Raw genomic sequence first — 12,880 nt, forward strand, 5'->3', positions numbered from 1 at the left:
CAAAAAGAAGCTCGCGGGGGAAGGCCTCTTCCGGGAACTGAAGCGTCGGCGGTTTTACGAGAAGCCGAGCGTCAGGAAGAAAGCCAAGGAGCGCGAGGCACAGCGTCGGCGTCAAAAATGGTTGGCGAAGCGTAAGCCAGAGTAAGCGTTCTCTACGGGTTTGCCCGTTCGGTTGGTAGTACGCACTCCTTATAGGCCCCATATACTTTCCTTGTCCATGCGCCAGGATCAAGTCACTGCTGCGCTTCGCATCGTGAAGCGCGAGATTCGGCAGTGGGAGGAACCGGTCCTCGGCGTCGTGGCTCGCGAGTCGAATCGGGATCCATTCCGTATTCTCATTTCCTGTCTGCTCAGCCTCCGGACCAAAGATAAAACGACGGGTGAAGCCAGCGCCAGGCTCTATGCGCTCGCGCATCAGCCTGCCACGATGCTGACCATTCCGCTTCAGCAGATCGAGCAAGCCATCTACCCCGTCTGTTTCTACCGGACGAAAGCCAAATCCATTCATGCGATCTGCCGTCGGCTGTTGGAGGTCTATGGAGGCGCCGTTCCCGATTCCATCGATGAGCTGGTGACGCTGTCAGGGGTCGGCAGGAAAACGGCGAATTTAGTGGTGACGGTCGCGTTCGGCAAGCCAGGCATCTGTGTGGACATCCATGTCCATCGAATCAGCAATCGCTGGGGCTATGTGAAGACAGAGACGCCGGAGGAGACCGAAGTGGCGCTACGCAACAAGCTTCCCAAGCAACATTGGATTACCTTCAACGATCTGCTCGTCCCCTATGGCCAGCACCTCTGCCAGCCGGTCTCGCCGTTCTGCAGCAAGTGCAAACTCACAGAATATTGCGATCGGGTTGGAGTGAAGAAATCACGATAGGCGAGCACATGGCTCGTTCCCGCAGGCTGCTCAAAAATCCGTCCAGCAAGGCCGCAGCGAGTGAAGGTCCGAGGCGTACCGGATGGTACGTTGAGGGGCTGAACGATGCGAGAACGAAGCTGGGGGGACTTTGCAGCAGTCTGCTAGATGAAGAGCGTCGTTTCCGCGCCAGATGTGAGGTTGATAATGGCAGGGAGTCCCATGACTTCGTCGACATTCTTTGTGACGGCGGCGCTGTCCACGCCCATATATTCCAGGCCAGCGCTGCAGGCGATCAGGCGAAACTTCCCGACGTGTTTTGCATCGTGAAACATTTCCGAAATCTTCGGGACCTTCTTCTCTTTCAATAATCGAGCGACCTCGTCTGCCGATGACGCATATTCCGGCGGAAAGTCGATCGCGTCGATGTTGCCCTCGGCCAGTTTCTTGATCGTCCAGAACAAGAGAATCACGATCACGTCTTTTCCCATCGCCGCGGCCGTGAGTCCCAGGGTTGCGACCTGGTGCAGCGTATCGTAGGTGGCGTGATGGGCGAAGATGACGAACTTGGGTTGAGGTGGCATCGGTGGTCGTTATTTCTTTGGGGCGCGCGCTTTGACGCTGTTCACATAATCGGCAATCGCCGCATCGACTTCGCCCAGGGTCATGGGGCGGTCATGGGTTTCACTTTCGTCCACGAGATACCGATCCTGCTCTTTTTCCTGCCGTAGGACCACGGAATTTTCCGGTGTCACCTCGATCAGCATGAACCACTCGCGGGTCCCTTGCGTGATGACGACTTCCTTGCCCAGGCCCTTTTTCGTAATTTCGATGTGCAGATCGTCGGATGCGAGAACGGAGGAGGGAATCGTGAAAACCCCCGCGCCTAGGAGTGCCACTCCGAGCAAGCGACTGAGGAGAGTTGTGACGGGCGAGCGGGGTGACATAGTAGAGAGATTATAGCCCGTTGCGAAAGGCGCCGTAAACCGTCGATCCCACTCGGTCGTTGGCTTGAGTGCCTCAAGGTCGCATGTTAGGATGCGCGTCCCATGGATGGCCTACTCGCAACAATTCAGCAATGGATTCCGGTCGATGTGCTGATCGGTCTCGCCGTGGCTGGGGCGATAGGCTTTATCGGCTCGCTGATTGCCATTCCGCTGATTCTGGTCCGTTTGCCGGCCGATTATTTTGACACGCGCACTCCCCGCCATTGGATGAAAGACCATCATCCCGTGTTGCGCCTGTTGGGGCTGGTCGTCAAGAACGTCCTCGGCGTCGTATTCCTCTTGGCCGGCTTCGCCATGCTCTTTTTGCCAGGGCAGGGCCTGCTGACGATGCTGGTCGGGGTGTCGCTCATGGATTTCCCCAGAAAGCGCGAATTGGAGGCCAAAATGGTCGGCCAGCCGACCCTGCTGGGCATCATCAATTCTATGCGTCACAAGTTCGATAAACCACCGCTGACATTAGCGCCCGATCCCTAACGCCGTTTTCCAACACCATGCCGAGCCTCGAATCCAACCGCAAGACGCTCTATCTGATCGATGGGAGCGCCTATATCTATCGTGCATTCTTCGCCCTCCCGGCGATGAATAATTCCAAGGGCCTCCAGACCAACGCCATCCTCGGCTTCACGACGATGTTGCTGAAGATTATGCGCGAGAAGAAGCCGGACGGCCTCGTCGTGGCATTCGACGAAAAGGGTCCGACGTTGCGTCACGCGGAATTCACCGCCTACAAGGCGCAGCGGCCACCGATGCCGGACGGCATGAGCGCCCAGATTCCCTACATCCATCGTGTCGTGGATGCCCTCAATATTCCCGCCGTCCGGCAGTCCGGGCATGAGGCGGACGATTTGATCGGCACACTCGCGCATCAGGCCGAACAGGCCGGCTTCGACGTCGTCATCGTCACCGGCGACAAAGACATGTTCCAGCTCCTGACGCCTCACGTGCGCATCTACGATCCGGTGAAAGACAAATGGCTGGGTGAAGCGGAATGCCGTGAACGCTTCGGCGTCGAGCCGGCGCGCGTCGTCGAGATCATGGGGCTCATGGGCGATGCCGCAGATAATATTCCCGGCGTGAAGGGCATCGGTGAAAAGACGGCGATGAAGCTGATCGCCCAGTTCAACACGATCGAAGAACTGCTCCAGCGTGTCGAGGAAGTGACGCCGCCCAGGATCAAAGCCCTCTTGATCGATCAAGCCGAGAATGCCCGCCTCAGCCGGCGGCTGGCGACCATTCAGCTGGATAGCCCTATCCCATTCGAGCCCGAGACCTATCATCTGAAACCGCCGCATCAGGACCAGCTCACCGATCTCTTGCGTGAGTTGGGATTCACCTCGCTACTGAAGACGTTTCAATCCTCGTTCACACAGGCTGAGAAGGAGGTGGTGGAGACGGCGCTCGTGCAGGATGAACCCTCTGCTCAGCGATTTGTGGAGAGCTTGCCGAAGGGCGGCGTCCTCGGCCTGCAATGTCTGCTGACCCCTGGGCCCGTCGCACAGGCAGAGGTGCAGGGCATCGCGCTGTCCACCGGAGAGAAGACCGCCTTCATTCCGCTCGACGTCCATGCCTATATGCGGTCCATCATTGCCTTGCTGCACGACGCCACGAGAACCAAGGTGGTCCATGACCTGAAAGCGACATTGCTGGTGTTTCACCGTATCGGCGTGACCCTCGCGGGCCCTTACCTGGACACGATGGTCGCGGACTATCTGCTCAATCCCAACCGCCGCGATCACCAGCTCGAAACCATCGCGTTGGAACTGCTGGACCATCGGCTTGGGACAGGGAAGAAGGAGAAGGCTGCGCCGAAATCGCTGTTCGATGCCGAGGATACCGGGTCACAAGAGGAGGCGACAGAGGCGGCGTCGGTCTTGGCCAAGCTGGCCCAGCCTTTGACAGAACGACTGTCGGAACAGGGCAGCCTCAAGCTCTTTCACGAAATTGAAATGCCGCTGGTGGCGGTCTTGGCGGAGATCGAGCGGAACGGGTTCTTGTTGGATGTCGAGGGGTTGCAGAGGCTCAGCAAAGAACTGGAGCATGACCTCGACAAGATGATCGAGACGATTCAGGGATTGGCCGGCGGCGAGTTCAACATCAATTCGCCGAAGCAGCTCGCCACGGTGCTCTTCGAGAAGTTGGGGCTCAAGCCGATCAGAAAGACCAAGACCGGCTACTCGACCGATGAAGACACGCTCACGCAGCTCGCCACACAGCACGAACTGCCCGCGCAGATCGTAAACTATCGGAGCTTGAGTAAACTCAAGTCCACCTATGTGGATGCGTTACCGGAATTGGTGAATCCGGAGACCAAGCGGCTCCATACCTCGCTCAATCAGACCGTCGCGGCGACCGGACGGCTCTCCTCCACCGAACCAAATCTGCAAAATATTCCGGTGAAGGGCGAGTACGGATTACGAATCAGAGAAGCCTTTATCGCGCCACCTGGTCACACCCTGCTCTGCGCCGACTACAGCCAGATCGAGCCGCGCATCCTTGCGCACCTGTCGCAAGATCCGCGTTTGCTCGCGGTGTTTGCGAAGGGGGAAGACATCCACATGGCGACGGCCATGGAGATTTTCGGTCTGCCCTCCAGTCAGATCACGCGAGACATGCGGCGCGTGGCCAAGACGGTCGTCTTCGGCATTGTGTACGGGATCAGCCCCTTCGGCCTGGCTTCGAACATCGGCGTGACGCAGGCGGAGGCCAAGAAATATATCGAGACGTTCTTCGAGAAGTTTTCGGCCGTGCGAGCTTTGATGGACCGGAATATCGAAGAAGGCAAAACGAAAGGCTACACGACGACGATCCTCGGCCGGCGTCGTCCGATCCCCGAGTTGCAGAGCGGAGATCCGGTGCAGCGCGGGTTCGGCGAGCGCATGGCGGTGAACAGCCCGATCCAGGGCTCAGCGGCGGATCTCATCAAAGTGGCGATGATTGACGTGAATCGGCGGCTGAGCCACGAGATGCCGCATACGAAGATGATTCTCCAAGTGCACGACGAGTTGATCTTCGAAGTCCCGGAGAAGGACCTGGAAGAGGTGAAACATCTTGTGAAAACGGAGATGGAAGCGACGGGAAAGAAGATCGGGCTGTCGGTGCCGCTGAAAGTGGATTTGGGAACAGGCCACAACTGGCGCGTGGCGCATCCGTAAGAGAGAGCATCGCGGGGTGGCCACGCAATGCATTTTGAATGAACGAGCGGGTTGGTTGGGGTGACTAGGACGATCCCTTTGCTCGCGGAACGCGCACGATCAGAATGTGCTCGTTCGACGCGCGCAGTCGGGATCATCCCAGCCACTCCAAGTGAAACGGTAGTCGGAGCTGCGCATCGGGCTCTTGGTGTCGTTGAAATTGGATAGTAGCGTCGGAAAGAACTGGCGAGTGGACCATCCGTAAAAGAGAACAACGGGAGGTGCGACATGCAGGACGTACGTCGTTCGGGGGCATGGTTGATCGCGGGTGTCGGTCTGGGTGCGGTGGGCCTGTTGCTGCTCATGGGCCAGCCATTTGCGGCGAAGGCGCAGGAGTCGAAGCATTATCAGTACAGAATCGTCGAGGTGCTTCCGGACACTCAGAACATGCAAACTAAGTTGAACGAGTTTGGGTCAAACGGGTGGGAACTGGTGGCGGTCTCGATGGGGAACATGACGGAGCCGAGGTTGATCTTTAAAAAATGAATAGTTCATCTCTGACGCGGGTCCTGTCGTCGACCAGCCCGACCGTCCTCGCACCCCGCCCGGTGTAGGGACCCCGCTGCGGGCGGTCGGGCTGGTCGACGCCACCCGCAAAAAATGGATAACTCCCCTTATCAATATCCCTATATCAGACTAAGCACATGAGCGACACCCACTTTCATTGGAAGCGCTTTTGGCATCCAAGAGGCTCTAGTCTCAACCTGGCAGATGACGGGTACCTTCCTGACCCTGATTCCCAATCAAGCCGATTCTGGAATAAGAATGTCGTATCGTTCGATGAAATCTCCAGTTTGAGGGCACTTATTTTGCTCGGCGATCCCGGCATGGGGAAGTCCACAATTCTGTCGGAGCAGGAATCTGTCTGGGGAAAAAGGCAGCACGATTCAAATGAGAAGTCTCTCTTCATAAATCTCCGCTCTTACCAGACGGATACTCGACTAGCGGTTCACCTCTTTGAAAACCCCATTTTCAAGGAATGGTTAGCTGGCACACATACTCTGCATCTTTTCTTGGACAGTTTGGATGAAGGCTTATTATCGATCAGAGTTCTAGCTGCTTGCCTCGTAGATGAGTTCAAGAAACTACCGTTTGAACGCCTTTACCTCAGAATTGCTTGTAGAACGGTAGAGTGGCCAGATCTTCTTGAGAATGGTCTTGCAGATTGGTTGGGTAAGGAAGCTGTCCAGCATTATGTGCTCGCACCACTGAGAAAAATTGATGTCGAAGAAGCGGCCCGTGTTTCTGGGTTAGATGCAGAACTCTTTCTTAGCCAAGTCGAATCTTCAGCCGTCGTCCCGTTTGCCATCAAGCCCGTCACCTTGAACTTTCTGTTATCGGTGTATCGGAAGAAGGGAAGTCTGCCCCGCTCCCAGTCCGCCCTCTATCTGGAAGGATGTCGAGTACTTGCTGCCGAGACGAGCGAAAGTCGGGGTGCAGCTGGACATAAAGGGGAACTTATCGCAGGGCAACGCCTGGTGGTGGCAGCTCGAATTGCGGCTACCATGATTTTTGGGAATCGAAACGCTGTCTATCTAGGTGCAAATTCAGTTGAGGCTCCTAACGAAGATGTCGAAATCCGAGAATTATCAGCTGGGGCCGAGTCAGTCGATAATGTGCGTTTTAAGGTAGGCGAAAAAGAGATTCGGGAAACTCTTGGCACCGGTCTTTTTTCAACTCGCGGTCCGAATCGGATCGGTTGGGGGCATCAGACCTATGCGGAGTTTCTGGCTGCATGGTATCTGAAGAAACACGATGTTTCGATTTCTCAAATCAAGAGCCTAATCACTCATCCAGGTGATCCAAACAAGAAGATTATTCCTCAATTGGGTGAGACGGCTGCGTGGTTGGCTGGAATGATTCCGGAGATATTTAAAACCATTGTGCAGGCCGAGCCGGATCTGTTGTTAAGGAGTGAGGTGGCGACAGGAGATTCCCCACAGCGGGCTGCCTTGGTCGAGGCGTTGTTGCAGCTCTACGAGGATGAACACGCCTATGATCGCGACCATCAGCACTACAAGAATCTGGCACATCCTGGCCTAGCAGACCAACTTCGTCCTTATATTACAGATAAGACAAAGGGGGTAATTGTACGGCGCGTAGCAATCGACATCGCAGAATCTTGTAACATCCAAGCTCTGAACGATGTCTTTCTGGAAGTGGCTCTTGATACTTCAGACAACCTGGCGTCACGAGTACAAGCTGCGTCTGCAATCTGGAGAATAGGCGACGATCAAACAAGGAAAAGACTCAAACCTCTAGCTTCTTCAGATGATGCCGATGACCTCCGCGATGAACTCAAGGGTAGTGTTTTCAGGGCCTTGTGGCCTTCTCATATCACGGCCAGAGAATTATTCCCTCTTCTAAGGCCGCCAAAAAATGAAGGATTCATTGGTGTTTATCGGCTTTTCCTTTCATCGGAGCTCGTTAAAGGTCTGGATCAACACGACTTAATCCCAGCTCTCGAATTTGTGACCAGTTTGCCACAGCCACGTCACGAGATGGACTCATCTATAGAATCTCTCATGGATGGGGTTGTAATGAAGGCATGGGAAAACATGAATGGGCCTGGAGTGACTGAGGCCCTTGCTAGGTTTGTGGGATCTAGACTGAAACATCATGATGATTTGATCAAGGGAAGGATGGAGCAAGCTGACCGTCTCAACTTTTTGCAAGATGAGGATAAAAGGCATCGGCTGCTTGAGGCAGTCCTTTCGGTCGTGGCGGAGGATCCCGAATGTGAAGCCATATGGCTTGTATTCACTCACACACCGATTATACGGTCGGCGGATTTCTACTGGCTCAGTTCATACCTTGACCGAAATCTAAATAGAGAAATTCAGAGAGTTGTGGTTGATCTCCTTTCTAGACTGTTCGACGGGTCTCCAGAGCACTTAGATGTGCTCTATGAAGCAGGCAAGAAGTACCCACTGGTTGCGGACAAGTTCAAATCGCTTTGGGAGCCGATAAGTTTTGGCTCCGCGCAAGCTCAACAACTGAAGGCCCGATATGAGGAAGAAGAGACATGGAGGAGGCGAAAAGAGAAACCTCCACTCAGGCCATCTCCCGCTGAAAGACTGGCGAGGGCCATTCAGGAGTGTGAGGACCGTAATCCTGCTGCGTGGTGGGGTGTTACTTATGAGCTGACTCTAGAGTCAGCCAGCACGGACTACAATTTAGGTTTTGAATGGGACGTGATGAAACTACCGGGTTGGCTATCGGCTGATCCAGCAACCCGAGAAAGAATCGATCGCGTGGCAGAGAAGTATGTTCAATCTGATATTCCCGTTGCGTCCAATTGGCTTGGGACAAGGGAATGGAGTCGGTCGGTAATGTCGCAGTGGAGCGCCGTAGCTTTACTCCAAAAGGTTAGGCCCATGGTCATGCAAAGCTTGTCGGCTGATCAGATTGGAAGATGGTGCCCAATTATTCTTGCCTTCCCATTTCTGGATAACGACAGTGATCGATCCGTTAAGGAAGAATTACTCAAGCTCGCCTACCGCAAATCTCCACTTGCCGTGCTTGATGCAGCGAAGGTCTTGATAGAAAGTGAAATTAAACAGGGAGAGAGGATAGGCACTGCGACAGAACTGAATGGAATCTGGGATGAGGAGATCGCCAAGTTACTCTTGGGCTATGCCAAGGCTAGCGCGGCTACACCGAAATCCATGAGCTCGTTGCTCAGTATTCTGTTTGCTCATGACAATTTGGAAGCAGAGTTATTTGCTTCTTCTTTGGTTCCGATCCCGCCACCCGGGGCCGATCCAGAGCGCGCGCGGGCAGTTGCTGCAGCGCAAACATTAATGCTCGATACAAAAGATGTTGGCTGGCCGATAGTATGGCCAGCTGTGCAGGCAGATGAAGATTTTGGCAAGCAAGTCATCCTTGGTGTTTGCTCTGATTATAGTTCAATAGGTCTTCGCCTCAATGAAGACCAACTTGCTGACCTTTACGTGTGGCTCACGCGTCACTTCGAAGCACCCGAACATAAGAGCGGTGAAGCGTATTGGGCTGGGTCTCTTGAGCATATCGAGATGTGGCGAAGCGCCATCATCCAGCTCTTAACTCATCGAGGAAGTGTTCGCTCTTGCGAGGCCATCAAGAAGCTTCAACAAGAGCTGCCGGAACTTGATTGGCTGAAATGGGTCCAGGTAGACGCCGAGGCTGAAGCTCGTCGGGCTATGTGGGTTCCAACTCGACCACAGGATATTATAAAGCTTGCTGCGGATCATGAGCTGAGGTTAGTGCAGAGTGGAGATCAACTGATTCAGGTTCTGGTTGAGTCATTGGACCGGTTTCAATCTCTGCTACAGGGAGAGATACCAGAGGCCCAATTTCTCTGGGACAAGGTTGACAAGCGCAGCTCTAAGCCGAAAAATGAGGACGCATTTTCCGACTATGTGAAAACCTATCTCGACAAGGATTTGAAGCAAAGTGGCGTCATCGTGAACCGAGAGGTTCGTATTCACAAAGGTGAGCGAACCGATATCCATGTGGACGCAGTTATCCTGGAAAGCTCAGGCAAGGCCTATGATTCAGTCACGGTCATTATCGAATGCAAGGGCTGTTGGAACCCTGAATTGCACAATGCAATGCGTGATCAACTAGTAGGCAGGTACCTCAAGGACAACCGCTGCCAACATGGTCTCTATTTAGTGGGCTGGTTTAATTGCGCAAAGTGGTCTGGTCGGGATGGTAGGAGAAAACAGGCTCTTAGGCTCTGCCCTAATATTGATGACGCAAGACAGCAGCTAAGCACAACCGCCGCGGATCTTTCAAAGGATCTAATCAGAGTAAAGTCCGTTGTACTCGATGCCTCTCTACGCTAGAGACCTTTCTCTTAATTGCATCGAGCCCAGAATTATCGGTGGCTTTCCCCTGTCAGCTTATCCCGTTCAAACCTGTCCTCCTAGTTGGTACCTGCCTTCAGCCTGTATGTATCTAGAGAGCGTTTGCGCGGGGTTAGGAGGGGCATCCCTCTTGCTGATCTCCCCTTGGCTTCCATCTTCGTTGGAGCACTTTTCATGAAAAGGGGGATCCGATGGCACCAGTGTTGGAACTCGATCGGCAGACAGCCTCGTTTGTGCGGCAGCTTGAGGAGCAGAGGAAGCTCGAAAAGACATTGTTGGTCGAACGGGTTCGTGGAACGAAGGAAGGGCTTGAGTCGGTCTTCGGCGACATCAAGAGCCGTGTGGCGGTGCTGGAGAAGCTGAACGGGTTGGCGAGTGCGACCTGCATTGCGCCGATCGGTTGGAGCAAGTTGATCTTTACCGGAATGGATAGTGTCTCAGCGCCGAATACCATCGGATTTGGCGATCGGGATGAAACCTTGTGCAGGCTCGATCAGATTAAATACCTCGAAGATACGCACTATCTTCGTCTCGCGGCGAATCCCCATTACGTGGAGCAGGTGCTCCCGAATAAATCGCTCCAGGCTCGCGTCGGCGCGAATCCTTCGTTCTGGGATACGTTCGGCTATGTCCATGCTGGTTATCAGACTCAGTTGCAGATTCCCGCCTCGTTGGAATCGACGACGGTGTCGATCATGTCGCGGGTGAACACCCTGTTTAATTGGGTTGAAAGTAACGCGGTCGGAGATGAGTGGTATGCCCATGTGTCGGCCACTGCGCGACTGTGGGTGGCCTACGATGGCGAGTTTCGACAGGCGCCGCCAGCCCGGTTCGTCAACCTGTCAGCCTCGCCCACACAGTTGCGGACACATCAGGACATTGCGTCATGCGCGCCGAGCGCAGCCCTCACGATGCAAGTCTCTGTCTCAGCCGGCAGCGGCACGACGATCAGCATCTACGAATCGATCGAACTCGTCGCCACCACGCCGAACGGCCATGCTTACCTGGATGGCATCTTTTCTTGGGAGCCTTTGGCGGTTCAACTCAGGGAAGGGTGACGAGAGGGAGCGCCCGAAAGTGCGTTCCTCGTTGGAGATATGAGCATATGGCTAATAGCGTATAGCATGAACAAAGAATGTTCTGTCTTTCCCGCATGTGCTATTGGCTATAAGCCATACGCCATATGCTCATTTCTTCGGACGGACGACGCTTCACACGCAGGAACAACGTTCCGCGCTTGCAGAAGACATCTCATGAATAATGCGGGTTACGGGACGTGGTAGAGGGTGCGCACGATTTCAGTGGTGTTGAAGAGCATCGTGTCGAGGCGCGTATAGACTGCGTGGCCGAAGTAATGGTCGCGCACATTCGTCGAGCCGGTGGAATCTTTGTAGTCGGCGAGAATCCCCAGTCCCTCACTCGGGATACGGACGGCACGGCGGGCACATTCGAGCCATCGTTCGAATCCATCAAGCGGCTCCACGAGTTCCCACAGGGCTTTATTGGCCGCTTTGGCTGCTTCGGTCGTCGGCACGGCATCGCTGCTGGCCACGGCCAGTTCCTGGACATAATCTCCGCCCCAGGCGATCGGCATTTCCATCGTGATCTGGGGCAACTCCATCTTCGCGAGCCAGGTCTTGCCATCGGTTCGAAGATTTCGATGGTTGACGATGTGCAGGAGTTTGCCCAATCCTGACGGATCCCACCCGTAACGTACCGGCATGCCGAATGTGACGACGTCCAGCGTCGCCCCATTGAGCAGGGTACCATTCGCCAACAACGGAGTGATTCGTTGGATCGTCGAGGTGAGGTCCGGTCGATTGACTTGTGAGGCATACGCCGACAAGAGGTCGAGCAGTCGCGTCCTGCTGCTGCTCGCGGTGACACATAGGAGGTTCGAGATGAGGGCGAGGACGAGTCCAGCCTGCCCATGAGCCTCGACAAGGATTCGATCTCCTTGGCCCAGCTTATGGGTTTCGATCCAATCGCGCAGGCGTCCAAGCAGCGAGATGGCCGCCATCGCGCGGCCTAGGTGATGGTGCTCACAGGCCCAGAGTTCGCGGATGCAAGAGATCGGACGATCCAGGCCCCGGTTGAGGGACTGTTTCATCTGCTCCACGTAGGCGTTTGTGAAATTGCCGGCATCCCCAAGCTGCTCATCGAGGAGCCGCTTGGTGGCGTCATCATTTGCAAGCGGTGGCTTCAATCCTCCAGACAGCGAGGAGATGCCATTGCTGCCGTCGCGGAGCAGCGCTAAGAGGGCATCGAGGCCTGTCACGCCGCGTGAGTACCCCCGTTTGAGCCCGCCCAATTCATCCAGCCGTTGAGCCCCGAAGAGATCGGTTCCCATGATGGAGCCGTGGAGCAACACGATGAGGCGGATACCAGCATGGGAGAGCTGTTTGCCGGCAATGGCCATGGCCTCCTGTCCGGATGGCGATTCTGAGAGGGTGGTCGGGGCGACCTCACGAACAGAGAGGCGTTCGCCAGGATTTTTCCGGGACATCTCGTCGTGCTGGAAACTGTTTTCAATCGGCATGGGGAGTTACATACCCGATCTTGATCGCGGACTGCAACGAAAGATGAGCAGGATGCTGAAAAAGCCCGCCAGCATCGTTCTCGCTTCGCTCAGAGGCTCAACGTACCACAAGGGTACGCCTCCCCTCTTCGCTCGCTTCGGCCTTGCTGAACGGCCTGTTTGAGCATCCTGCGAGGGTTTCCCCTCAGCCTGTTAGCCGTCGGATATCCGGTCCTGACCGTACGTCTTGTCCAAATAGTCGAGAATGTCGTCGGTTTCCGTCAACACCTGGTCTCCATCCTTGAGGACGGGAACATAGTACTGGCCTGAGACCTCGTGGACGATTTTGCGCATTGGGCGGATGTCGGGCACGATGACTTGCTCGTAGTCGATGTGGAGGTCCGCCAACTTGTCGCGCACGACTTCACAGTCGGGACACCAAGCAACATGATAGAGCG

11 protein-coding genes are annotated in these 12,880 nt (G+C 55.1%); 7 read left to right on the forward strand and 4 right to left on the reverse strand.

Going from position 1 to position 12,880, the window contains the following annotated elements; all coding sequences use genetic code 11:
- Both rpsU and nth read left to right on the forward strand, forming a co-directional pair.
- The coding region (gene rpsU / locus Q7U76_08930) for a 30S ribosomal protein S21 (protein MDO8356498.1) at positions 1–145 on the forward strand (145 nt) is incomplete at its 5' end.
- Positions 146–217: 72 nt separating this feature from the next.
- Positions 218–877 (forward strand): endonuclease III, encoded by a 660-nt coding sequence (nth, locus tag Q7U76_08935; protein MDO8356499.1) that lies wholly within the window; start codon positions 218–220, stop codon positions 875–877.
- Between the two features lie 143 nt (positions 878–1,020).
- Here nth and Q7U76_08940 read toward each other — a convergent pair whose 3' ends face one another.
- Together Q7U76_08940 and Q7U76_08945 are read right to left on the reverse strand one after the other, a co-directional pair.
- Positions 1,021–1,440 carry a hypothetical protein gene (locus Q7U76_08940; protein MDO8356500.1) on the reverse strand — a complete coding sequence of 140 codons (420 nt, stop codon included), beginning with the start codon at positions 1,438–1,440 and terminating at the stop codon, positions 1,021–1,023.
- A 9-nt stretch (positions 1,441–1,449) separates the two neighbouring features.
- Positions 1,450–1,803: a hypothetical protein gene (locus Q7U76_08945; protein MDO8356501.1), complete on the reverse strand. Its 354-nt coding sequence runs from the start codon at positions 1,801–1,803 to the stop codon at positions 1,450–1,452.
- Between the two features lie 102 nt (positions 1,804–1,905).
- Here Q7U76_08945 and Q7U76_08950 point away from each other — a divergent pair, with 102 nt between their 5' ends.
- The 5 genes from Q7U76_08950 to Q7U76_08970 all read left to right on the forward strand — a co-directional run bounded on the left by Q7U76_08950 (position 1,906) and on the right by Q7U76_08970 (position 10,962).
- On the forward strand, positions 1,906–2,337 hold the full coding sequence (locus tag Q7U76_08950; protein MDO8356502.1) for a PGPGW domain-containing protein: 432 nt from the start codon (positions 1,906–1,908) through the stop codon (positions 2,335–2,337).
- Between the two features lie 17 nt (positions 2,338–2,354).
- The gene (gene polA, locus Q7U76_08955; protein ID MDO8356503.1) at positions 2,355–5,015 is read left to right on the forward strand and encodes a DNA polymerase I; all 2,661 of its coding nucleotides are present in this window, start codon (positions 2,355–2,357) and stop codon (positions 5,013–5,015) included.
- 267 nt (positions 5,016–5,282) lie between these two features.
- Complete coding sequence (locus Q7U76_08960) at positions 5,283–5,540, forward strand: hypothetical protein (protein ID MDO8356504.1); 258 nt, start codon at positions 5,283–5,285, stop codon at positions 5,538–5,540.
- Between the two features lie 158 nt (positions 5,541–5,698).
- On the forward strand, positions 5,699–9,883 hold the full coding sequence (locus tag Q7U76_08965; GenBank protein ID MDO8356505.1) for a hypothetical protein: 4,185 nt from the start codon (positions 5,699–5,701) through the stop codon (positions 9,881–9,883).
- 212 nt (positions 9,884–10,095) lie between these two features.
- On the forward strand, positions 10,096–10,962 hold the full coding sequence (locus Q7U76_08970; GenBank protein ID MDO8356506.1) for a hypothetical protein: 867 nt from the start codon (positions 10,096–10,098) through the stop codon (positions 10,960–10,962).
- A gap of 209 nt (positions 10,963–11,171) precedes the next feature.
- Here Q7U76_08970 and Q7U76_08975 read toward each other — a convergent pair whose 3' ends face one another.
- Both Q7U76_08975 and Q7U76_08980 read right to left on the reverse strand, forming a co-directional pair.
- Positions 11,172–12,443 (reverse strand): hypothetical protein, encoded by a 1,272-nt coding sequence (locus Q7U76_08975; GenBank protein MDO8356507.1) that lies wholly within the window; start codon positions 12,441–12,443, stop codon positions 11,172–11,174.
- Positions 12,444–12,635: 192 nt separating this feature from the next.
- The coding region (locus Q7U76_08980) for a glutathione S-transferase N-terminal domain-containing protein (GenBank protein ID MDO8356508.1) at positions 12,636–12,880 on the reverse strand (245 nt) is incomplete at its 5' end.

The sequence above is a fragment of the Nitrospirota bacterium genome (genome assembly GCA_030645475.1).
Lineage (GTDB): Bacteria > Nitrospirota > Nitrospiria > Nitrospirales > Nitrospiraceae > Palsa-1315.

What these genes read in the sequence shown, in the direction of transcription:
- nth (MDO8356499.1), top strand. Translation starts at nt 218, where the DNA reads ATGCGCCAGGATCAAGTCACTGCTGCGCTTCGCATCGTGAAGCGCGAG.
- Q7U76_08940 (MDO8356500.1), bottom strand. Translation starts at nt 1,440, where the DNA reads ATGCCACCTCAACCCAAGTTCGTCATCTTCGCCCATCACGCCACCTAC.
- Q7U76_08945 (MDO8356501.1), bottom strand. Translation starts at nt 1,803, where the DNA reads ATGTCACCCCGCTCGCCCGTCACAACTCTCCTCAGTCGCTTGCTCGGA.
- Q7U76_08950 (MDO8356502.1), top strand. Translation starts at nt 1,906, where the DNA reads ATGGATGGCCTACTCGCAACAATTCAGCAATGGATTCCGGTCGATGTG.
- polA (MDO8356503.1), top strand. Translation starts at nt 2,355, where the DNA reads ATGCCGAGCCTCGAATCCAACCGCAAGACGCTCTATCTGATCGATGGG.
- Q7U76_08960 (MDO8356504.1), top strand. Translation starts at nt 5,283, where the DNA reads ATGCAGGACGTACGTCGTTCGGGGGCATGGTTGATCGCGGGTGTCGGT.
- Q7U76_08965 (MDO8356505.1), top strand. Translation starts at nt 5,699, where the DNA reads ATGAGCGACACCCACTTTCATTGGAAGCGCTTTTGGCATCCAAGAGGC.
- Q7U76_08970 (MDO8356506.1), top strand. Translation starts at nt 10,096, where the DNA reads ATGGCACCAGTGTTGGAACTCGATCGGCAGACAGCCTCGTTTGTGCGG.
- Q7U76_08975 (MDO8356507.1), bottom strand. Translation starts at nt 12,443, where the DNA reads ATGCCGATTGAAAACAGTTTCCAGCACGACGAGATGTCCCGGAAAAAT.